Source organism: Kribbella sancticallisti, assembly GCF_039530625.1.
Taxonomy (GTDB): Bacteria; Actinomycetota; Actinomycetes; order Propionibacteriales; family Kribbellaceae; genus Kribbella; species Kribbella sancticallisti.
Genome location: NZ_BAAAOS010000064.1, coordinates 146738 through 167629, shown reverse-complemented (window position 1 = coordinate 167629; position 20892 = coordinate 146738). Strand labels below are relative to the sequence as shown.

Sequence of the window (20892 nt, the reverse complement as noted above, 5' to 3'; positions counted from 1 at the left end):
CAGGTAGTCGTGATCCGAGAAGACCTCCGAGCGGACTGCGGCAGCTGCTTCGGGCTCTGCTGCGTCGCCCTGACCTTCTCGAAGTCCGCCGACTTCGCGATCGACAAGGACGCGGGCGACGCCTGTCCGAACCTTCAGGAAGACTTCCGCTGCGGCATCCACAGCAAGCTCCGCCAGGAGGGCTTCCGGGGCTGCACGGTCTACGACTGCTTCGGCGCGGGCCAGAAGATCTCGAAGCTCGCCGGCACCAGTTGGCGCGAGCAGCCGGGTCAGAAGATGTTCGAGGCGCTGCCGATCATGCGGCAACTGCACGAACTGCTCTGGTATCTGACCGAAGCACTGGAGCTCGAGCAGACGCGCCCGATCCATGCCGAGTTGCGGCGCAGCCGCGACCAGGTCGAGAAGCTCACGCTGACAGACGTCGCCACCGTTGATCTGCCGACCGAGCGCGAGAAGGTCAATGAGCTGCTCCTGCAGACCAGCGAACTGGTCCGTGGCAAGCAAAAGAAGAAGAAGGACCGCCGCGGAGCCGACCTGCTCGGGGCCAAGCTCCGAGGTGCGGACCTCCACCGTGCGAACCTGCGCGGTGCCTACCTGATCGCGGCAGACCTGCGCGACGCCGATCTGAGGCAAGCGGATCTGATCGGCGCAGACCTTCGCGACACGGACCTGCGCGGCGCCGATCTCACCGGCGCGCTGTTCCTCACCCAGTCCCAGGTGAACGCGGCCCGCGGCGACGACGCCACCAACCTGCCTGCGGCGCTGATCCGGCCGTCACACTGGACCAGCGCCGCCTGAGCCGATCTCTCAGCCGATCGGAATGCCGGGGTTGGCCAGGCCGCGGCCGCCGGTGACGGTGTTGCTGCGGTCGATCGTCACCTTGCAGCTGGACGCGTTGTAGTTGGTGATGTTGAACGCGTACCGCCCGGAGCCGGTCGCCCCGGTCAGGTCCGAGTGGTTGTCGCGGAAGACGGTCCCGCAGCCCCAGCCGGATTGCTGGGTGTGGGTCTCGAACCCGTTGTTGGTGGTGTTCTTGCCGGTGTTGTTCTCGATCAGATAATTGTTGCCCTTGACATCGATCCAGCTGTCGTCGTAGTTGGCGCCGGTCAGCCCGCGACCGTCGAAGGTGTTGCCGGCGACGCGGCCGCCGGTGGTGCCCTCTTTCAGGTCGATCGCCTCGCCGCCGACGTCAGGCCCGATCGTGTTGTCGAGGATCTGGACGTGGTCCGACTTGTCCGAGGTGCCGCCGGCGCTGCCGACGTACACTCCCTCGCCCATGCCGCGGCCGTCGTTGCCGGTGTCGTAGATGGTGGAGTTCTTGATCGTGCCGTAGGTGCTGCTCTTGCGGAAGTGCACACCTTCCATGTCGAGGCCGTGCACGGTGACACCGTCGATCGTCACGCGGGTCGCGCTGTCGATCATGATGCCCTTCTGGCCACCGGTGACGGTGATTTCCTTCACCAGCCAGTGGCTCGCGCCGTTCAGGTGCAGGCCGTAGCCGCCGCCGGCGGTCAGTACGGCCTTGGCGCTGCCGGTGAGAGTGATCGGTGCTGAGGAGGAACCGGAGACGGTGGTCTTGAAGTTGCCGGTGTAGGTGCCGTCGGCAAGCTTGATGGTGTCACCGGGCTTGGCGTTGCCGAGTGCCGTCTTGAGTTGCGCGGCCGTGCGGACGTCGATCGTCGCGGCCACGGCATCGGTCGGTAGCAGGACGGAGATCAGGACAGCTGGGAGCAAGAACTTGGTCAGTCCCATGGCTGGACCTTTCGAGGTGGAAGAGACCCGGGCCGGCGTTGGGGCGGTACGCCGGCCCGGGTGGACCGCGGGGGGTTAGCTCGTCGGGAAGTCGTCGGCGGTGCGGATCCGGTCACGGACCCAGACGCCGGCGGGCTTCAGCACGGACGTGCCGGTGAAGGTGCTCCCGGAGCAGGTGCCCGGCTTGAAGACGGCACCGGAGCGGGAGTCGTCGGAGAAGTTCCAGTTGGTCCAGCCGATCTTCTTGCTGGCCAGGAAGTCGAGGTACTTCTGCGAGTAGGTGAAGTCGTTCGGGCCGTCACCGGTGTACTCCTGGGTGCCGAACTCGGTGACGAACAGCGGGATCTTGTCGGCCGCCCGGGACAGGGCGTCGAAGTACTCGTTCTGGTGCGACGCGGCGTAGAAGTGGAACGTGTACATGAAGTTCGTCGCGTTGATCGGGTTGCTGACGATGTCGGACTCGGTCCGGCCGTCCGAGATCCCCAGCGAGGCCCAGCCGTGGGTGCCGACGAAGACGACGCCGTCGGGGTCCTTGGCCCGGATCACCGGGATCATCTGCTCGGCGTACGACTTGATGCCGGCCCAGCTGACGCCGTTCGGCTCGTTCGCGATGTCGTAGATGATGTTGTTCTTGTTCTTGTGCCGGTCGGCGATCTCGGTGAAGAACGTCTTGGCCCGGCTCAGGTTGGCGTTCGGGTCACCCGGGGTGAGTTGGTGCCAGTCGACCAGGGCATACATGCCGCGCTTGGTGGCTTCCTCGATGTAGCCGTGCACCATGTCGGTGAACCGGCGCGGGTCGGTCTCGTAGCCGCCCTCCTGCACGTACATCGAGATGCGCAGGATGTCGGCCTTCCAGTCCGTCGCCAGCGCGTCCAGCGACGCGGTCTTGACGCAGTTGGCGTACCACTGCAGGCCGTGCGTGCTCATCCCGCGGAGCTGGATGGGCTTGCCGTACTGGTTGCAGAGCTTGGTGCCGCAGACGCGCAACTGGCCGTTGATGCCGACCGGAGTACCGGCGGCGGTGACCGTGTCGAGGGTCAGCGAGTCCGCGTTCGGGCCGCCGTTGGCGGTGACCGCGGTGGTCTTGATCTTGTTGGTGCCGGCGACCAGCGTCGCGTTCGCGGTGACGGTCTGGTACGAGGTCCAGGCGCCGGTGCCGGGGAAGGCCAGGTCGTCCGCGGCCAGCGTGCCGTTCACGGTCACGTCGAGCGGGCGGTTGGTGGTGGTGCCGTTGGCGTAGCGGAAGGTGAGCGAGTACGGGCCGGCGCTGGGCGCGTTCACCGTGTACTCCACCGAACTGCCGGTGACGTTGTCGAAGTTGACGAACCCGGTACCGGTGAAGCCGGCGTGGTTCGACTCGGCGACGCCCTGGGAGATGGTGGCCGATTCGGATTCGTAGCGGACGGGGGCGGCGGAACTGGGGGCGGCGGCGGTCATGACCAGAGCGGTCGCGGCCAGCGCGCCGCCGGCTGCCAGCGCACACCATCGGGAAAGCTTCATCGCGGGACTGCCTCCTACTGCGTCGGGGCGGGGACGGAGTGAGGACTGCTGATCATTAGGAAAGTTTCCTAATAGATTTCCCGGAACTTAGCGCTGATGCAGCTTGCTGTCAATCGGTCGCGAGGAGTGAACAATCTACCGCGCCGTTGGTTCGCCGGGTCGGACCGGCCCGAGTCAGGCGGTGTCGCGGTTCTTCCAGCCGGCTTTGAGGGCGGCGAGGGTGACGGCGATGGCGGGGCGGCGGGCGGTGGCGGTGCGCCAGACGGCGTACAGGCGGCGGCTCGGCGCCGGTTGCAGCGGTACTACGACCACTCCGTCCGGCAGGGTTCCTCGGCCGAGCCGTGGGAGCAGGCCGATCCCGACGCCACGGGCGAGCAGCGCGAGTTGGGTCTGGTACTCCGCGACCGAGTAGACGACGTCTGGTTCCACACCGGCCTTGCGCATCGTCCGGACCAGCCAGTCGTGGCAGATCGTCCCGACCGGCTGGCAGACCCAGCGTTCGCCGACCAGGTCGTCGGCGCGGACGAACTCCTTGCCCGCCAGGCGGTGGGTCGCAGGGAGCAGGACGTCGGCCGGGTCCGAACCGAGTTTCACCCGGGACAGTTCGTCGGGGAGGGCGAGGGGAGTGTTGTGCCAGTCGTGCACGACCGCGATGTGGAACTCGCCGCGCGCCACCGCGGAGACCGCCTCGAAAGGATCGATCTCGCTCAGCCGCACGTCGAGGGCGGGATTCTCGTCGATCAGCCTCGGCAGTACTGCGGGCAGCAGCCCGCGCGCGGCGGTCGGGAACGCGGCGAGGTGGAGCGACCCGATCGCCTGGCCGCGTTGCTCCTCGAGGGTCAGTTCGGCGTCCTCGACGAGTTGCAGGACCTGCGAGGCGGTGGCTGCCAACTGCCGCGCCGCGTCGGTGAGGACGATGCCGCGGCCGCGTCGTTCGATCAGCGTGGTCCGGGTCTCGCGCTCCAGTTTGGCCAGTTGCTGGGAGATCGCGGAGGGGGTGTAGCCGAGGGCATCCGCCGCGCTGCCGACGGAGCCGTAGATCGCGACGGCATGCAGTGCTCGAAGTCGGCCGAGATCCATCATTTAGCACTCCTACAGTGTCAGCGGTAGCAATCTTCGCTAGTCCTTAACTGTAGACCAACCCAGACTGGAGCTCATGAACCCTCGTCACGTGCTGCTCGCCCTTGTCGTCGTGGTCATCTGGGGCGTCAACTTCGTCGTCATCGAGGTCGGTCTGGAAGGCTTTCCGCCGTTGCTGTTCTCCGCGCTGCGGTTCTTCTTCGCGGCGGTCCCGGCGATCTTCCTGCTCGGCCGGCCGCGGGTCGCCTGGCGGTACGTGATCGCGGTCGGCCTGGCCCTCGGGGTGGCGAAGTTCGGCCTGCTCTTCCTCGCGATGGACCACGGCGTTCCGGCCGGACTGGCTTCGCTGGTGCTGCAGAGCCAGGTGATCTTCACGGTGCTGTTCGCAGTACTGGTGCTGCGGGAGCGGCCGCGCCGGACCCAGGTGGCCGGGATCGCGATCGCCTGCGCGGGGATGGTGCTGATCCTGCTCGATCGCGGTCTCGGGGCGCCGGTCGGAGCGCTGGCGCTGGTGATCGTGGCGGGCATGTCCTGGGGAGTCTCGAACACCGTTACCCGGCACGCCAAGCCCAAGGACACTTTGCGGTTCATGGTCTGGGTGAGCGCGGTCGCGGTTCTTCCGCTGCTGGGGCTCTCGATGCTGACCGAAGGTGTCGGCAACGATGTGGATGCCTTGCGCAACATCAGCCTGACCGGAGCAGGGGCGATCGGCTTCCTTGCCTTCGTGGCCACGCTGTTCGGCTTCGGAGTCTGGGGTTTCCTGCTCCGCCAGTACGACGCGAGCACCGTCGCGCCGTTCTCCTTGCTGGTCCCGGTGGTCGGGATGGGAGCGGCCTGGGTACTCCGCGGTGAGACGGTCGGCCTGCAGCAGGCGATCGCGGCCGCGCTGATCATGGGCGGCATGGCCTGCACGGTGATCCGCAGGCGAACTCCGCACAAGGCAGTACCCGAGCGCGTGCTTACCGAGAGTGCGTATCAGCGAGTTTGAGGCGGGCTTGCATCAGCGCGAAGCCGAGAAGGTTGAGGCCGCGCCACTCGGCCGGGTGCTCGGCGCGTTCGTCGCCGGCCGCCAGGCCGATGCCCCAGATGCGGTCTACCGGGCTTGCCTCGACCAGGACGCGGTCACCCGTGCCGAGCAGGTAGTCGAGCAAGGGCTGGTTCTGACCGAACTTGTGGACGTTACCCTCGACCACCAGTTCGAAGCGGTGCTGCTGCCACTTGTCGGTGTCGAAACCACTGACAGTCCGGCCGATCGCCTTGGCCTCGCTGGGATGCCCGGCCGCGATCACCTTGGCCGCGGCCTGGTCATCGCCGAACAGCCGCGCCTTGCCAGCCATCATCCAGTGCTCGGCGGTGGCATAACGAACGCCGTCCACCGTGGACGGCGCCACGAACCACTGGCTCAGGCAACTCTTGTCGACCTCGCCGTCGCGCGCTGGAGTGTCACCCCAGAAGAACACGTACTTGTAGCGCTTGCCGGCCGCCAGACCTTCGAGCAGGTCGGCGGTGGACAACGGAGTACGAGACGTCACTCGTACTGATTAGCAGGCGGGGTGACATTTTGCACGCCGGTTACGGTCAGCGCGGCGACGTCACCGTCGGCCCGCTTGGTCGGCTCGGCCCACTCACCGGTCACGGTCACCCACTGGTTCTTCGGTGGCGCGGTCTGGCCGCGCGCCTCCACCATGAAAGCGGTCCCGTCGGCCACACAGCAGGTCAGGCCGATCCGGGAGACGTACCAGGTGCCGTTCTTGCCCGGCGTGACGAACCCGGTCAACTGGAAGTTGCGGCCCTTCATGCTCTCCTTCTCCCAGACGGCCCAGACCGCGTAGTCCCGCACGGCCAGCGGTACGGGGGTGTCGCTCTGGGCGCTGTCCGCGAGCCACGACTGGCCCTTCGGGGCGACCGGCTTCGCGGCGACCGGGGACTGCCGCTGGGCCGCGTCCGCGCCGAGCGCCGGGGGGTCGACGACGAGGAGGGCGAAGACCGGGATCAGCAGCAGCCAGGCCGCGCGGGGCAGGCCGTGGTGGCCGTGGCCGTCGTCGCCGTGGTCATGGGCTTCGTCGCCGGCGGGCTTCTTGCGGGTGTCGGCAAGAACATCGGCCACCGCGAGAACGATCAGAATCACGCCGGCCGCGAGCAGCATCCAGCGCATCCCGGGCTTCACATAGCGCAGATACGTGTTCGAGATCGCGAGTTGCACGACCGCGGCCCCGACGAACACGACGACCAGACCCGCGACGTTACGCCTCACAGCAGCCACCACCCGACGAGAAGACTGGACAGGATCGCCACCACGAAGGTGGCCGGGGCGAATCTGATCGCGAACCTCGGCCCGAAGGTACCGGCCTGCAGCGCGATCAACTTCACGTCGACGACCGGGCCGACCACCATGAACGCGAGCCGGGCGGTCAGCGAGAACTGGGTCAGGCTCGCCGCGACGAACGCGTCGGCCTCGGAACAGATGGCCAGCAGTACTGCGAGCAGGCCGAGCACCACGACCGAGAGCAGCAGGTTGCTCGCCACGTGGTCCAGCCACTCACGCGGTACGACGACGTTCAGCGTGGCGGCGGCCGCGGCACCGACGACCAGGAAGCCGCCCGCGTGCAGGAAGTCGTGCAGCATCGACGAGCGGAACACCTCGAGCTTGGCGGTTCCCTCGGCATGCCGGTTCTTCGGGATCTTCAGCCAGGAACTGCCCTTGCCGGTCAGCAGCCACAGCCAGCCGAGGGTCATCGAGATCGCGATCGAGGCCACCGCGCGAGCGACGACCACCTTCGGCTGGCCGGGGAACGCGACCGCCGTGGAGGCCAGTACGACGGGATTGATCGCCGGCGCGGAGAGCAGGAAGGCGATCGCCGCGGCAGGCGTGACCCCGCGGTTCATCAGCGCGGCCGAGACCGGCACGGACGCGCACTCACACCCCGGCAGGATCACGCCGGACGCGCTGGCCACCGGTACTGCGAGCGCCGGGTGCTTGGGGAGCGCCTTCGCGAAGAAGGACGCGGGCACGAACGCGGTGAGCGCGGCCGAGAGCAGTACGCCCAGCACCAGGAACGGCAGCGCCTGAACCGTGACCCCGACGAACATCGTCGCCCAGGTCCGGACCCCGTCGTCGGTGAAGAGACCGGCGAAGATCGGCCGGCCGAACAGCGCGAGGCCGACCAGGAGGATCAGCGTCGCGGTGAACGCGATCGACGATCCGGCCGGTTCCTTCTCTTCCTTGGGCTGCTCGGAGGACGCGGGAGGCGGGCCTACCGGTGGTCCGGGATCTGCCGTCGTGGCGGCGGAATCCCGGTCCTCCGTGGCCTCGGCGGAGTCGGCGGGCGTGCTCATGGGCGGCATCCTGACACAGCACAGTGCGCCCGGACGAGCACTCAGCGCTCCGGTGAAATGGAAATCACCGTCATTCCGCCGAATAGTCGTGATGCTTCGGCCGAGGCTTGGACCCGACCGGTCGCGGCACGGCTTCCGGCAGGTGCTCTGACCGGTCGCGTGGCAGGGTGGTCGGTATGGATGCCGACGTCGTGGAAGCCGTCAACACCCTCACCTCTCGCTGGGCGAAGGAACTGCAGCCCGGTAACACCGTCGTGTCGGGGCTCGGGTTGTGGCCGTTGCTCGCGCTGCTCGCGACCGCCGCCGACGAACCGGGCCGGGCCGAGCTCGCGGCAGCGGCGGGGGTATCGGCCTCAGCTGGTGCGGCCAAGGCTGTCGAGTTGATGGACACCGTCGACTCCGCTGCTGACCTGCACGCCGCACTCGGGGTTTGGGTGCACGAGCAGCTCAAACTCAGCGAGTCGTTCGACAGCGTGATCCCGGCCGTGCTTACGGGGACTCTGACGGGTGACCTGACCGGCGACAAGGCGAAGCTGGACGCCTGGGCCGCGGAGCACACGGATGGCCTGATCCGGGAGATGCCCCTCGAGGTGACGCCGGACCTGGCCGTAGTACTGGCTTCTGCTTTGTCTTTGCGGACCACCTGGGTGCGGCCGTTCAAGGAGCAGATCAAGCAGGTGTACGACGGGCCGTGGGCGGGTGGCTCGTGGCATTGGCTCGATCGGACCGACGCGGAGTTGGACAGGGTTCGCGTGTACGACGGGTTGACGGTGGTGACCGTCGCGGGTGATGCGGATGTGGATGTGTTGCTGGGGATCGGGTCAGCCGGGGCGCGGCAGGCCGTAGTACTGGGTGGGTTGCTTGCTGCTTCGCTGAAGCCGGGGGATGGGCAGTCGGGCAGTGCGTTGATCGAGCGGGGTGAGCCGGGGCAGGAGGTCGCGCCGGGGGTCACGATCGGCCAGACGACCTCGGCCGCGCCGGAGGTGAAGCTGTCGCTGCCTGCGTTCAACGTGAAGGTCGAGCACGACCTGCTGGCGAACCGGGAGCTGTTCGGGTTGTCGGCGGTGACCTCGCAGCCCTCCGGGAGCGGGCACTTCAGCGCGATCAGCCCGGAGCAACTGGTGGTCGGTCAGGCCAAGCAGACCGTTCTCGCCCGGTTCTTCGCGACCGGTTTCGAGGCGGCCGCGGTGACGGCCATCGGGCTGATGCGCGCGTCGATGCCGATGAACCGGGCGTTGCGGCTGGATGTCTCGCTCGATCGGCCGTTCGGGTTCGTCGCGGTCCATCGGGAGTCGCGGCTGCCGGTCGTGGCGGGCTGGATCGATCGGCCTACCGAGCCAGAGTGAACAGTCGGTTGAGGAGGGCGGAGGCCTCGTCGACGCCTTGGCGGTCGCCGGTCAGTAGGAGGTCGAAGAGCAGTCCGCGGGAGGCCGCCAGGCCGAGTCTCGCGTAGGCGGGAGCCTCGTCCGGCGGCAGGCCGGCGCGGATGCAGATCTCGGTCAGCGGTGGCAGCCAGACATTGATCAGGTCTGCTTTGAGTGCCTCGGTGTGTGGCAGGTTCTGCATCGCGTGGGCGGACAGTTCGAAGAACAGCGGGCCGTAGATCAGCGCCGCCTCCGTGACGAGGCGCCAGAACTGCTCGGCCTGCTCCTCGAGCGGGAGATCCTTCGCGCTGAGCGCGGAGAGCAGGTCGCGCTGCTGGGCCTCGACCGTACGGACCACCTCGGCCAGCAGGCCCTCGCGGGAGCCGAAGTGGTAGATCAGCATCCGGTGGCTGGTCCCGATGCTCGTCGCGATGGACCGGAGGCTGGCGTCGCCGATGCCGTTCTTGGCGAAGTGCTCGACCGCGTCAGTGAGAAGCGAGTCGCGGCTCACGCCGGTCCGGCACCCGTGTCGCCCGGTGCTTCCTCGCCGGTCGCCGCCTGCTCGCTCACCCTCTTCAGGCTCTCGCCTTCGATGGCGATGTACTCCTTGGTCAGCTTGGCCAGGATCTTTCCGAGCACCCAGCCGAGCGGTCCCTCCTGGATGATCGTCGAGGTGGCGACCGTGCCCTCGGGGGTCCTGGTGACCCGGTGGCCGCCGGTCGTCTTGACGCCGGGCGCGCGGGAAACCCATTCGAAGTACTCGCCTTCGATGAGTTCCGTCACCTCCCAGACCGCGACCGGGAGCTTGGGCTGCCGGATCCGGGTCCGCGCGCCGACATGGATGCGGCCCTCGTCGAGCCGCTCGACCGCGGTGATGGTCGGCGTCCATTCGGGCCAGTTGGCGACGTCGCTGAAGATCTCCCACACCTTCTCGGGTGCGGCCTGGACTGTGACGGAGTGATCGAAGCGCATGTACCAAATGGTACACCTGATCCGGGTGGAGCGTGAGATGACCGTCAAGATGGGCCCGTGGTGAGTGGCGGCGGTCCGCGGCACCGGTAGGGTCTCCGCCATGGCTGACCAAAACGTCACGAACAACGAGCAGGACCCGGGAGCGAGCACCCAGATGTTCCGCGCCTTCGTCAACGAGGCCCAGGCCGAGCCGACGGTAGAGCCGAAGGTGAACGGCCGAATGCTCGCAGTCGTCGGCGGCGGCGTCCTCCTGATCGCCATCATCGCCGCACTCCTCGTTCTCTGAGCCACTAGCCGCAGAGATGGCGACCGTCGACGTCCACGTCGTACGGGTCTTCGTCGACCCCTCGGGCCGGCCCGGTGAAGCCAAGATTGATGCCGCTGGCAACTTCCCTGGCGGTCCGCCACGATCGTGGCGGGAATGCTGATGTCACTGCCGTCCGGGGTAGTCGTCGATCTTCCGGTCCGCGACGGACGGCGGCATACCAGTGGGACGACTGGTATGCCGCCGGATCGGTTTCCGGGGAATCGTTGACGGGGAGGTGGGAGCGGAGCGAGCATGGGGGCTCGGCTAGGGAGGTTGCTATGGCGGAGGTTGTCAGGGCGGCGTTGGTGCAGACGAACTGGACTGGGGACCAGGAGTCGATGATCAAGGCGCACGAGGAGTACGCGCGGCAGGCGGCGGCGCAGGGGGCGAAGGTCATCTGCTTCCAGGAGCTGTTCTACGGGCCGTACTTCTGCCAGTTGCAGGATCCCAAGTTCTACGAGTACGCCGAGAGTGTTCCCGGGCCGACCGTGGAGAGGTTCCAGGCGCTGGCCAAGGAGCTGGGCATGGTGATGGTGCTGCCGGTGTACGAGCAGGAGCAGCCGGGGGTGCTCTACAACACGGCCGCGGTGATCGATGCTGATGGCAAGTATCTGGGGAAGTACCGGAAGAACCACATCCCGCAGGTCAAGGGCTTCTGGGAGAAGTTCTACTTCCGGCCGGGGAACCTCGGGTATCCGGTGTTCGACACCGCCGTGGGACGGATCGGCGTCTACATCTGCTACGACCGGCACTTCCCGGAAGGGTGGCGGGCGCTCGGGCTCAACGGCGCGAAGATCGTGTTCAACCCGTCGGCCACCCACCGCGGGTTGTCGTCGTACCTGTGGAAGCTGGAGCAGCCGGCCTCGGCGGTGGCCAACGAGTACTTCATCGGGGCGATCAACCGGGTCGGGATCGAGTCCGACTACGGCGAGAACGACTTCTACGGTACGTCGTACTTCGTCGACCCGGAGGGGAAGTTCGTCGGCGACGTCGGGCATGACTACGACCCCGAGCTGATCGTGCGGGACCTGGATCTCGGGTTGCTCGACCAGGTGCGGGACCGGTGGCAGTTCTACCGGGATCGCCGGCCGGACGCGTACGAGGACCTGACCAAGCCGTAAACCACGAGGAGCGCCGAGGATGTCGTTGCTGGTCAAGGGTGGAACCGTCATCGGGCCGACCGGTGCGCAGCCGGCCGACGTCCTGGTCGAGGGCGAGAAGATCGTCGCGCTGCTCGATCCGGCGTACAGCGCGTCGATCCAGGCGGCCGACGTGGTCGATGCCACCGGTAAATACGTGATCCCGGGTGGGATCGACGCGCACACGCACATGGAACTGCCCTTCGGCGGTACTGCGGCCAGCGACACCTTCGACACCGGTACGGCGGCCGCCGCCTGGGGTGGCACCACCACCATCATCGACTTCGCCGTCCAGAAGACCGGGGAGGTCGTCCAGGACGGGCTGGCCGCCTGGCATGCCAAGGCCGACGGCAACTGCCACATCGACTACGCGTTCCACATGATCCTGGGTGGCGTCGACGACGACGCGCTGAAGGCGATGGATCAACTCGTCGCCGACGAGGGCATCACCAGCTTCAAGCTGTTCATGGCCTATCCGGGCGTCTTCTACTCCGACGACGGCCAGATCCTGCGGGCGATGCAGACCGCGCGGGAGAACGGCGCGATGATCATGATGCACGCGGAGAACGGCATCGCGATCGACGTGCTCGTGCAGCAGGCGCTGGCGCGGGGTGAGACGGATCCGATCTACCACGGGATCACCCGGCCGGCGGCGCTGGAGACCGAGGCGACCAGCCGGGCGATCGCTCTCGCCGAGGTGGCGCAGGACACCCCGCTCTACATCGTGCACCTGTCGGCGAGCGGAGCACTCGAAGCCGTTGCCGCGGCACGTGACCGGGGCAGGAACGTGTTCGCCGAGACCTGCCCGCAGTACCTCTATCTGACCTTGGAGGACCAGCTCGGCGCGCCCGGTTTCGAGGGGGCCAAGTGGGTCTGCTCGACGCCGCTGCGGAGCAAGCACGAGTCGCACGCCAAGGACCTGTGGAAAGGGCTGCGGAGCAACGATCTCGCGGTCGTGTCGACGGACCACTGCCCGTTCTGCTTCAAGGACCAGAAGGACCTCGGCGTCGGCGACTTCTCCAAGATCCCCAACGGCATCGGCGGCGTCGAGCACCGGGTCGACCTGGTCTACCAAGGCGTGGTGGATGGGCAGCTCTCGCTGGAGCGCTGGGTCGAGACGATCGCGACCACGCCGGCCAGGATGTTCGGGCTCTATCCGCGGAAGGGCGTCATCGCCCCCGGCTCCGACGCGGACCTCGTCGTCTACGACCCGAACGGGACCACCCGGATCGGCGTCGAGACGCACCACATGAACATGGACTACTCGGCCTACGAGGGGACCGAGATCAAGGGCCGGGTGGGTACGGTGATCTCGCGCGGCGAGGTGATCGTGGCCGACGGCAACTACCATGGCCGCAAGGGCCGCGGCAGGTACCTGAAGCGCGGACTGTCGTCGTACCTGGTCTGAGGGGAGAAGCCGTGGACTTCGGAGTGGTGTTCCAGTGTGATCCGCCCGCGTCCGCGGTGGTGGACCTCGCGCGCAAGGCCGAGGAGGCCGGCTTCGGCTACGTCTGGACGTTCGACTCGCACCTGCTCTGGCAGGAGCCGTTCGTCATCTACAGCCAGATCCTGGCCGCCACCGAGCGGGTGATCGTCGGCCCGATGGTGACGAACCCGGGCACCCGCGACTGGACCGTGATCGCGTCCCAGTTCGCCACCCTGAACGAGATGTTCGGCAACCGGACGGTCTGCGGGATCGGCCGCGGCGACTCCGCGCTGCGCACGCTCGGCAGCAAGCCGGGCACGATCGACGATCTGAAGCAGTGCGTCGAGGTGGTCCGTGAACTAGCGGCGGGCCGCACAGTCGAGTACCGCGGCCGGCAGCTCAGGTTCAGTTGGGTCGAGGACGGCAAGCTCGAGGTCTGGGTCGCGGCGTACGGGCCGAAGGCGCTCGCGGCCACCGGCGAGGTGGGCGACGGGTACATCCTCCAGCTCGCCGACCCCGACATCGCCGCCTGGATGATCTCCGCCGTACGCCGGTCCGCCGAGCAGGCGGGTCGTGACCCCGAGAAGATCACCTTCTGCGTGGCGGCCCCCGCGTACGTCGGGGACGATCTGCAGCACCAGCGCGACCAGACCCGCTGGTTCGGCGGGATGGTCGGCAACCACGTCGCCGACATCGTCGCCCGGTACGGCGAATCGGGTGGCGTGCCGAAGGCGCTGACCGACTACATCGCCGGGCGCAAGGGCTACGACTACGCGGAGCACGGCCGCGCTGGGAACATCCACACCGACTTCGTCCCGGACGACGTGGTCGACCGCTTCTGCATCCTCGGCCCGGTCGAGGACCACCTGGCAAAGCTGGAGGAGTTGAAGGCGATCGGCGTCGACCAGTTCGCCCTCTACTTGCAGCACGACGCCAAGGAAGAGACCCTCGAGGCCTACGGCAAGCACATCATCCCGGCCTTCTGAAACGCGTTGGCACCGCTGCGAAGGATGTGGGAGCGTGCCGGGATGAGCATCACTGTGCGGCCGCTGACGGCGGAGGACCACGAGCTGATCGAGCTTGCCCGCCGGACCGTCGACGAGAACACCGACGGCCCCGACGGCATCTACACGATGGGTGCGGCAGTACGAGCGGCCGACGGGCGGATGTTCGCCGGCATCAACCTGTACCACTTCACTGGCGGACCGTGTGCCGAGCTGGTCGCCCTCGGCCGGGCCAGGGCCGAGGGCGCGCGCGAGCTCACGACGATCGTTGCAGTCGGCAATGAAGGTCGCGGCGTCCAGGCGCCGTGCGGGCGCGATCGGCAGGTCTTCCTCGACTACCACCCGCAGTTGCGGGTGATCCTCCCGACCGCGCAGGGCCTCGGCAGCGTCGTCGCGTCCGACCTGCTGCCGGCAGGCTTTCCCTGGGCGCCCTAGCTGTAGCTAGCCGGGCCGTACGGGAACAGCCGGTTCGGGTCGTACGTCGCCCGGATCTCCGCGAGGCGCGTGAACGTCTCGGCCGGCCAGGACGCCTCGTACGAGCCGGGGACCAGCAGGCCACCCGCATAGTTGATGGTGTGCTCGGCCGAGATCCACGGAGCAAGAGGTGCGAGCAAGGCCTCGGAAGCCGCGGGGAAGTTCTGCTCGGGCTGCCTGGGATCGGGCACACCGGCCATGAACAGCGTGTACGCCCCGCCGCGGCCGCCGACCGCACTGCCCTCCGGTACGTCGCGCCGGGTGGCTCCGCCGAGGTGCCGGATCTCGATGGCGACGAACGGCACCTGCTGGTCCGGGTCGGCCGTCTCGAGGAAGGCTGCGACGAAGCCGGCGTCGAGGTTGTTCAGCAGTTGACCGCGATCCCAGCCGGGTCCCGGATCCTTGGGGTCGTTGTGGATCGTCGCGATCGCCGAAGCCGGCATCTCGGCGACCGCGTCGATCAGGGTGGCGCCGACCTTCCGGATCGGCTGGAACAGGCGTTCCCCGGCGGCCGCGTCGCCGATGAAGGCGAACCGCACGCTGAGTACGGTCTTGCCCCGCAACAGTTCGGGGATGAACTCCAGCGGCGGCATCCGGAGGATGATGACCGAGGTGGTCGCCGTCTCCGGAAGCGTCTTGGTCCACTCCACCCAGGTGGACATCGCGGGCCCGATCTCGGCGGCGTCGAAGAACACCGACCCGCCGTACAGGGTGCTGAGCTCGACCAGTTCGAAGTCCATCGACGTGACGATGCCGAATCCGCCCTTGCCGCCGCGGAGTGCCCAGAACAGGTCCGGGTTCTCGTCGGCGTTCGCGACGACCACCTCGCCGGAGGCGGTGACGAGCCGGAAACCGCGAGCCCAGTCGGACGAGAAGCCGTACGTCCTTGCCAGCGGCCCCAATCCGCCGCCGAGCGTGTAGCCGATACACCCGACGTTGTCGGAGGCGCCGGTGATCGGCGCGAGCCCGTGCTCGGCCGCGGCCGCGATCACCTCGGCCCAGCGACAACCCGCCGCGATGTGGGCGATCCGGTTCTCGGCGTCGATGGTGACCCCGCCGAGCCGTGAGGTGGTGGCGAGGATGCCGTCGGTGACGGGTACGGCGGACCCGTGGCCGGTGGCGAGCACGCGGACCGGCGTACCGGTCTCTGCGGCTGCCTGGACCACCGCGACGGCATCAGCCTCGGAGGTGAGTCCGACCGCGACCTCTGGCGTGTGCAGGGTCGAGGTGTTCCAGGCGGCGACTTCGGCGGCGAAGTCGGCGTCGGACGGGCCGAGCACGGGGCCGGCCACACGGGAGCGGAGTTGGTCGATCAAAGTCATGGGTGCCTCTTTCCGGAACTCGCCACCAACGTAACCGCCGCGGGGCTCACCCCGACCGACAACCGTAGGCTGTGCGCCACCTTCGATCCCCGTGCCTGGAGAGCGCTCGCCATCGCCGAGCCAGATCACCGCACCCCGCTCCGCTGACGGTGGCGCGAGGTGCTGCTCGTAGTACTGACGGTGGTCAGTTGCGCGCTGCGAGCAGCTTCTCCATCGAGTCGAAGAAGCCGTTGTAGCCCATGATCGTGGCGTCGATCTGCTCCTGGTCGAAGTCGCCGGCGGGCTGCGTCAGGGTCATCTCGGTGCCGCCGTCGACCTCGGCGAAGGTGACCACGATCGGGTCGCCCGCCGGGGTGCCCGGCTCGTCGGTCATCGTGAAGGACAGCCGCTCGGGCGGGTCGACCTCGGTGTACTCGCCGACCCAGTCGATCTGGTTGCCGTCGGGCAGCTTCATGGTGGCCTTCCAGGCGCCGCCGACGCGGACGTCCAGGGACAGCGTGTCCAGCGGGACCTCGACCGCGTCCGTGCCGAACCAGACGGAGAAGTGCTCCGGCTTGGTCCACGCCTCGTAGACGAGTTCGCGGGGTGCGTCGAAGGTGCGGGTAACGGTCAGGACGTCAGGCATCGTCGTTCTCCTTGGCGGTGGTGGTGTCGTGCTGCTGAAGTTTGTCGAGATAGCTGCCGAGCGAGTCGAAGCTGCCGGCCCAGAACCTGGCGTAGTCGCCGATCCACTCGGACGCGGCCGCGAGGGGTCGCGCGTCCAGCCGGGCCGGCCGGTACTGCGCGTCGCGGCCCCGGCTGACCAGGCCCGCGGTCTCGAGCACCCGCAGATGCTTGGAGACCGCGGCGAAGCTCATCGCGAACGGTTCCGCGAGTTGCCCGACCGTCGCCTCGCCCTCCGACAGCCGCGCGAGGATGGCGCGCCGCGTCGGGTCGGCGAGAGCCGCGAAAGTGCGGCTGAGCTGGTCGGTGGGCATCTCATCGGGTCCTGTTCAACTAGTTGGTTCTAAACCGATGAGTTGAATATAGCGCCTGCAGGAGCGATGTCAAGCCACCGGAACGCGCGAAGGCGCCCCACCCCGGCCGGGGTGAGGCGCCTTCGTCGGTTCTGTCAGGCCCGGCAGTGGTTGTCCGGGTGGACGCTGCCGCCGTCGTTCAGATTGCCGTTGTACATCCAACCCATGGTGTTCGTGTTGGCGATCCGGACGTGGGTCCATTTGTTGCCGGCCTCGTTCTCGACCCAGCAGTGGTAGAACAAATCCTTGGCGGTGCCGACATTCGTCACCACGCCGCAGTCCGAGGACGGCCCGGTCCGGATCGGCGACGTCGAGGTGACCCGGCCGGCGCCCGGACTGTAGTTCTGCCAGGCGGGGTGGCTGCAGGCCGCGTGGGCGGCCTGGGTGGTGGCGACGATCAAACCGCCGGTCAGCAGCGGCAGGGTGAGTGCGGCCACGGCGGCGCGACGGTACTTACTCGGTGTGCTCATCTGAATTCCTCCCGTGATCAAGGCGTGGCCGGTGACATTAGCCGGGAAGGAATGCCGGTGAAAAGACCTGAATAGCGATTTCTTCCATTCAGGTGAAATTCAATGGTGCGTTTCAAGATAAATACATGTGGTATTCAGGCGTCGGAGAGCCGGGCGATGGTGGCACCTGCCCGGCGGACGATCGGGACCGGGCCCTCGGGGAGGATGTCGCCGATGAAGGTGTAGTGGCGCAGTACCTCGGGGTCGACGTCGCCGGGGCGGTGCCGGCTGTGGTCGCGGACCCAGTCGATGATGTCGCCCCAGCCGGGCGCCGCCAGCGAACCGCCGAAATGCTGGACGGACAGGCCCGCGCAGAGGTTGCCGAAGGCGAGCCGCTGCGCCAGCGGCCAGCCGCGCAGGGTGCCGAGCACCAGCGACGCCAGGAAGACGTCGCCGGCGCCGGTCGGGTCGTACGACCGAACCGGCAGCGCGGGGATGTACTCCTCCTCGCCCGTCTCGGAATCGATCGCCAGTACTCCGTCGGAGCCGTTCGTCACGACGGCCAGGGGAACCCGTTCGGCCAGTTTGTGCAGGGCGGCTTTGGGGGTGTCCGTGCGGGTGTATGCCATCGCCTCGGCCGCGTTCGGGGTGAAGGCGTGGAAGCCCTCGAGTACGTCGAGAACCGCGGGGGACCAGTGCTCCGTCGGGTCCCAGCCGATGTCTCCGAACAACAGGGCTCCGGACGCCCGTGCCTCGGCGGTCCAGTTCGGCAGTTCCTCGGAAACAGGCACGATCGCGGAGCGGGTCTTCAGTCCCGGGCCGACCAGTTTGCTCGGATCGCCGGGCGCCTCGTGGGCGTGGGTGACCATGGCGCGGTCGCGGTCGATCGACATGGAGACGGTGACGGGGGAGTGCCAGTGGCCGATCCGCCGGGAGTGCGACAGGTCGACCTTCTCCTGGTCGGCGAGGGTGCGCCAGCAGAAGTCGGCGTACACGTCGTCGCCGAAGACGGCGGCCAGGCCGCTGCGCAGGCCGAGCCGGCTGGCGGCGATGGCGAAGTTCGCGACGCCGCCCGGGCAGGACCCCATTCCCTCGGCGAAGATCTCGGTGCCGGTGGTCGGGGCGGACTCCAGGCCGGTCAGCACGATGTCGAGGAACACGGTTCCCTGCACGAACACGTCGTAGCTGTCCGGCTCGTCCATCACTGGTTCCTTTGTCGGTGGCTGGTGATCTGCTGTCCTTCGTAGCATCATCGACCGGCCATCACCACGGATTTGGGAGGACCCGAGTGAGTTCTGAGGTGTGTTCGTGATCCCGACCTGGATCTCGGTGGTCGGCGTCATCGTCACCGTGCTGAGCCCGTTCCTCGCCCTCGGCGGGGTCGCCCTGGGCGCCTACCTGACCCGCAAGTCCGACCGGGAGCTGGATGTCTGGCGGCATCGGGAGGAGACGATGCGGATGGTCCGGTGGTCGGTCGAGCAGATCCTGGACGGCGACGAGGCCGGTACGGACGCCGGTGTGGTGACGCTGCGCTCACTGATGAGATCGGAACTGTTACAGCCGGAGGACTACGATCTCGTCGCCGCGCTGACGGCCGCCGTGGCGATCGACCGGGTCGGTCAGGCCGCGTACGCTGATATTGCGGAAGAAGGCGCCGATGTGGTCGAGGGAGACAGTGCCGATGGGTGAGAAGAAGACCGTCAAGGTCTCCCGCCAGGCGGTCGAGTTGGCCAGGTTGCACGTCGAAGCCGCCCGCAGGGCCGGCCGCAAACCCGAGCCCGGCGTGGCGCGCATCGCCACCGCCCGCCCAGAGAACGGCAACGGCGCCCCGGCTCCTGCCTGACCTTCGTACTACGGCCGCCACCTAGTACGGCTATAGGACGGTGACGGCGGCGTCGGGATGCCTGCTCGGCGCGCGGGCGCGGAGCACCTACACTGATCGACGGCCGCTCCGGTGGCGTACGGTGCCCTGGTGGTTACCTGTGCGCTGCTCCCTGTTCCCGACCACGGCCGGAATCTCACGTGATCCGCTTCGAGAATGTGTCCAAGACGTACGAGGGCCAGTCCAAGGCTGCCCTGCTGAACGTCAACGTCGAGATCGAGAGAAGCGAGTTCGTCTTCCTGGTCGGCACCTCCGGGTCCGGCAAGTCGACGTTCCTTCGTCTCGTGCTGCGCGAGCACCGGACCTCCAAGGGTCACATCATGGTGGCCGGCAAGGACCTGAACAGGCTCGCCAGCTGGCGGATCCCGCAGATGCGCCGGCAGATCGGCACCGTGTTCCAGGACTTCCGGCTGCTGCCGAACAAGACCGTCGCGGAGAACGTCGCGTTCGCCCTGCAGGTGATCGGCAAGCCGCGCTCGCACATCCGCAAGACGGTGCCCGAGGTGCTCGAGCTGGTCGGTCTGGACGGCAAGGAGGACCGGCTGCCGGACGAGCTGTCCGGTGGTGAGCAGCAGCGGGTCGCGATCGCCCGGGCGTTCGTGAACCGGCCGATGATCCTGATCGCGGACGAGCCGACCGGAAACCTGGACCCCGGCACCTCGGTCGGCATCATGAAACTGCTGGACCGGATCAACCGGACCGGGACGACCGTGGTGATGGCCACCCACGACGTGTCGATCGTCGACCAGATGCGCAAGCGCGTGATCGAGCTGGAGAACGGCCACGTCGTCCGCGACGAGTCGCGTGGCGTCTACGGCTACCAGCACTGAGACTGCTGTCTGACACAGGGACTGACTGACTGATGCGCTTGAACTACATCCTCTCCGACCTGGGCATCGGCCTGAAGCGGAACCTCTCGATGACGATCGCTGTCGTCGTCACCATCTGGGTCTCGCTGTCGCTGTTCGGCAGCGCGCTGCTCGCCCGCGAGCAGGTCGACCTGATGAAGGGGAACTGGTACGACAAGATCCAGATCTCGATCTTCCTCTGCACCAAGGACTCCGGCGGCCGCGGCTGCTCGGGCGCCGAGGTGACCGCGGAGCAGAAGAACCGGATCAAGCAGGTGATCGAGTCGAACCCCGACACCGCGCCCGAGGGGGTCTTCGGGGAGTCGAAGAAGGAAGCGTTCGAGCAGTTCAAGAAGCTCTACAAGGACTCGCCGATCGTCAGCACCGTGACCGAGGACCAGATGCAGGAGTCCTACCGGGTCAAGCTGAAGGATCCACAGCGCTACCAGAACCTGGTCAGTGCCGTGTCGGGTCTGCCCGGCGTCGACACCGTGCAGGACCTCAGACAGTATCTGGATCCACTCTTCAACGCGCTGAACAAGCTGAGATGGGGAGCGCTGCTGGCCGCGGGTCTGTTGCTGGTCGCCGCGCTGATGCAGATCTCCAACACGATCCGGCTGGCCGCCTACGCCCGGAGGCGGGAGATAGGCATCATGCGCCTGGTGGGCGCCTCGAACTTCTACATCCAGCTGCCGTTCCTGCTGGAAGCGATCCTGGCCGCGCTGATCGGGGCGGTCCTTGCCTGCGGCACGCTATGGCTCGGGGTGTACTTCCTGGTCAAGAAGCAGGCCGAGGAGACGTTCCGGGTCTGGCAGTGGGTCGGAGCGACCGAGACCTTCCAGGCCACCCTGATCATGGTCGTGGTCGGCCTGGTGCTGGCGATCATCCCGACATTCCTGACAACGCGGAAATACCTCAAAGTCTGACCCGGGTGACCTATCGTGCAGAGAGCACGACAACTCAACCCATAGCAAGGGGTCGACTGTGGTCCCGCACTTCCCCGGTGCGAACCCGCTCAGGC

The 20892-nt window shown here is 67.5% G+C and carries 25 protein-coding genes; 12 read left to right on the top strand and 13 right to left on the bottom strand.

All coding sequences use genetic code 11. The features are described from left to right. The first annotated feature begins 9 nt into the window (after positions 1-9). Positions 10-798, top strand: coding sequence for a pentapeptide repeat-containing protein (locus ABD255_RS40385; protein ID WP_344222127.1), 789 nt, complete (start codon positions 10-12; stop codon positions 796-798). Positions 799-807: 9 nt separating this feature from the next. On the opposite strand, the gene ABD255_RS40380 is transcribed toward ABD255_RS40385, so the two are convergent. The 3 genes from ABD255_RS40380 to ABD255_RS40370 all read right to left on the bottom strand — a co-directional run bounded on the left by ABD255_RS40380 (position 808) and on the right by ABD255_RS40370 (position 4335). Then, positions 808-1752 carry a right-handed parallel beta-helix repeat-containing protein gene (locus ABD255_RS40380; RefSeq protein WP_344222126.1) on the bottom strand — a complete coding sequence of 315 codons (945 nt, stop codon included), beginning with the start codon at positions 1750-1752 and terminating at the stop codon, positions 808-810. A 75-nt stretch (positions 1753-1827) separates the two neighbouring features. Next, positions 1828-3252, bottom strand: coding sequence for a cellulase family glycosylhydrolase (locus ABD255_RS40375; protein WP_344222125.1), 1425 nt, complete (start codon positions 3250-3252; stop codon positions 1828-1830). Positions 3253-3426: 174 nt separating this feature from the next. Further along, positions 3427-4335 (bottom strand): LysR family transcriptional regulator, encoded by a 909-nt coding sequence (locus ABD255_RS40370; protein WP_344222124.1) that lies wholly within the window; start codon positions 4333-4335, stop codon positions 3427-3429. Between the two features lie 73 nt (positions 4336-4408). On the opposite strand from ABD255_RS40370, the gene ABD255_RS40365 reads away from it, so the two are divergent. Beyond that, positions 4409-5320, top strand: a complete 912-nt coding sequence (locus ABD255_RS40365; protein WP_344222123.1) for an EamA family transporter — start codon at positions 4409-4411, stop codon at positions 5318-5320. Here the strand turns inward: ABD255_RS40365 and ybiA are convergent. Genes ybiA through ABD255_RS40350 form a run of 3 tightly spaced genes read right to left on the bottom strand, consistent with a single transcriptional unit; the run spans position 5292 to position 7668 of the window. Continuing rightward, positions 5292-5864, bottom strand: coding sequence for a riboflavin biosynthesis intermediates N-glycosidase (ybiA, locus tag ABD255_RS40360; RefSeq protein WP_344222122.1), 573 nt, complete (start codon positions 5862-5864; stop codon positions 5292-5294). The genes ABD255_RS40365 and ybiA overlap by 29 nt on opposite strands. Then, complete coding sequence (locus ABD255_RS40355; protein WP_344222121.1) at positions 5861-6586, bottom strand: TIGR03943 family putative permease subunit; 726 nt, start codon at positions 6584-6586, stop codon at positions 5861-5863. The genes ybiA and ABD255_RS40355 overlap by 4 nt, the downstream gene beginning before the upstream one ends. Continuing rightward, positions 6583-7668, bottom strand: coding sequence for a permease (locus ABD255_RS40350; protein WP_344222120.1), 1086 nt, complete (start codon positions 7666-7668; stop codon positions 6583-6585). The genes ABD255_RS40355 and ABD255_RS40350 overlap by 4 nt, the downstream gene beginning before the upstream one ends. A 176-nt stretch (positions 7669-7844) precedes the next feature. Here ABD255_RS40350 and ABD255_RS40345 point away from each other — a divergent pair, with 176 nt between their 5' ends. Further along, positions 7845-9014, top strand: a complete 1170-nt coding sequence (locus ABD255_RS40345; RefSeq protein ID WP_344222119.1) for a serpin family protein — start codon at positions 7845-7847, stop codon at positions 9012-9014. On the opposite strand, the gene ABD255_RS40340 is transcribed toward ABD255_RS40345, so the two are convergent. Then, complete coding sequence (locus ABD255_RS40340; protein ID WP_344222118.1) at positions 8998-9543, bottom strand: TetR/AcrR family transcriptional regulator; 546 nt, start codon at positions 9541-9543, stop codon at positions 8998-9000. The two genes, ABD255_RS40345 and ABD255_RS40340, sit on opposite strands and share 17 nt — an antisense overlap. Then, positions 9540-10004, bottom strand: a complete 465-nt coding sequence (locus tag ABD255_RS40335) for an SRPBCC family protein (protein ID WP_344222117.1) — start codon at positions 10002-10004, stop codon at positions 9540-9542. The genes ABD255_RS40340 and ABD255_RS40335 overlap by 4 nt, the downstream gene beginning before the upstream one ends. Positions 10005-10104: 100 nt before the next feature. On the opposite strand from ABD255_RS40335, the gene ABD255_RS40330 reads away from it, so the two are divergent. From ABD255_RS40330 to ABD255_RS40310, 5 genes are all read left to right on the top strand, one after another. Continuing rightward, on the top strand, positions 10105-10290 hold the full coding sequence (locus tag ABD255_RS40330; RefSeq protein ID WP_344222116.1) for a hypothetical protein: 186 nt from the start codon (positions 10105-10107) through the stop codon (positions 10288-10290). Positions 10291-10589: 299 nt separating this feature from the next. Continuing rightward, positions 10590-11432, top strand: a complete 843-nt coding sequence (locus ABD255_RS40325; protein WP_344222114.1) for a nitrilase-related carbon-nitrogen hydrolase — start codon at positions 10590-10592, stop codon at positions 11430-11432. Between the two features lie 19 nt (positions 11433-11451). Beyond that, positions 11452-12858, top strand: a complete 1407-nt coding sequence (gene hydA / locus ABD255_RS40320; RefSeq protein ID WP_344222113.1) for a dihydropyrimidinase — start codon at positions 11452-11454, stop codon at positions 12856-12858. Positions 12859-12869: 11 nt separating this feature from the next. After that, entirely contained in the window at positions 12870-13862 is a 993-nt protein-coding gene (locus ABD255_RS40315; protein WP_344222112.1) for a TIGR03842 family LLM class F420-dependent oxidoreductase, read from the top strand. A 42-nt stretch (positions 13863-13904) separates the two neighbouring features. Further along, entirely contained in the window at positions 13905-14315 is a 411-nt protein-coding gene (locus ABD255_RS40310; RefSeq protein WP_344222111.1) for a cytidine deaminase family protein, read from the top strand. Here ABD255_RS40310 and ABD255_RS40305 read toward each other — a convergent pair. From ABD255_RS40305 to ABD255_RS40285, 5 genes are all read right to left on the bottom strand, one after another. Beyond that, positions 14312-15676 carry an FAD-binding oxidoreductase gene (locus ABD255_RS40305; protein WP_344222110.1) on the bottom strand — a complete coding sequence of 455 codons (1365 nt, stop codon included), beginning with the start codon at positions 15674-15676 and terminating at the stop codon, positions 14312-14314. The two genes, ABD255_RS40310 and ABD255_RS40305, sit on opposite strands and share 4 nt — an antisense overlap. Before the next feature lie 184 nt (positions 15677-15860). Then, entirely contained in the window at positions 15861-16301 is a 441-nt protein-coding gene (locus ABD255_RS40300; RefSeq protein ID WP_344222109.1) for an SRPBCC family protein, read from the bottom strand. Next, positions 16294-16653, bottom strand: coding sequence for an ArsR/SmtB family transcription factor (locus tag ABD255_RS40295; protein ID WP_344222107.1), 360 nt, complete (start codon positions 16651-16653; stop codon positions 16294-16296). The genes ABD255_RS40300 and ABD255_RS40295 overlap by 8 nt, the downstream gene beginning before the upstream one ends. A 134-nt stretch (positions 16654-16787) precedes the next feature. Further along, on the bottom strand, positions 16788-17162 hold the full coding sequence (locus ABD255_RS40290) for a hypothetical protein (protein WP_344222106.1): 375 nt from the start codon (positions 17160-17162) through the stop codon (positions 16788-16790). 134 nt (positions 17163-17296) lie between these two features. Continuing rightward, positions 17297-18343: a carbohydrate kinase family protein gene (locus ABD255_RS40285; protein ID WP_344222105.1), complete on the bottom strand. Its 1047-nt coding sequence runs from the start codon at positions 18341-18343 to the stop codon at positions 17297-17299. Positions 18344-18449: 106 nt separating this feature from the next. Between ABD255_RS40285 and ABD255_RS40280 the strand changes: the two genes are divergently transcribed. From ABD255_RS40280 to ftsX, 4 genes are all read left to right on the top strand, one after another. After that, a complete protein-coding gene (locus tag ABD255_RS40280; RefSeq protein ID WP_344222104.1) occupies positions 18450-18830 on the top strand; it encodes a hypothetical protein in 381 nt (126 codons plus the stop codon). After that, entirely contained in the window at positions 18823-18984 is a 162-nt protein-coding gene (locus ABD255_RS40275) for a hypothetical protein (RefSeq protein WP_344222103.1), read from the top strand. The genes ABD255_RS40280 and ABD255_RS40275 overlap by 8 nt, the downstream gene beginning before the upstream one ends. A 179-nt stretch (positions 18985-19163) precedes the next feature. Then, positions 19164-19853, top strand: coding sequence for a cell division ATP-binding protein FtsE (gene ftsE, locus ABD255_RS40270; protein WP_344222102.1), 690 nt, complete (start codon positions 19164-19166; stop codon positions 19851-19853). Positions 19854-19885: 32 nt separating this feature from the next. Beyond that, on the top strand, positions 19886-20797 hold the full coding sequence (ftsX, locus tag ABD255_RS40265) for a permease-like cell division protein FtsX (RefSeq protein WP_344222101.1): 912 nt from the start codon (positions 19886-19888) through the stop codon (positions 20795-20797). Positions 20798-20892: the final 95 nt, after the last annotated feature.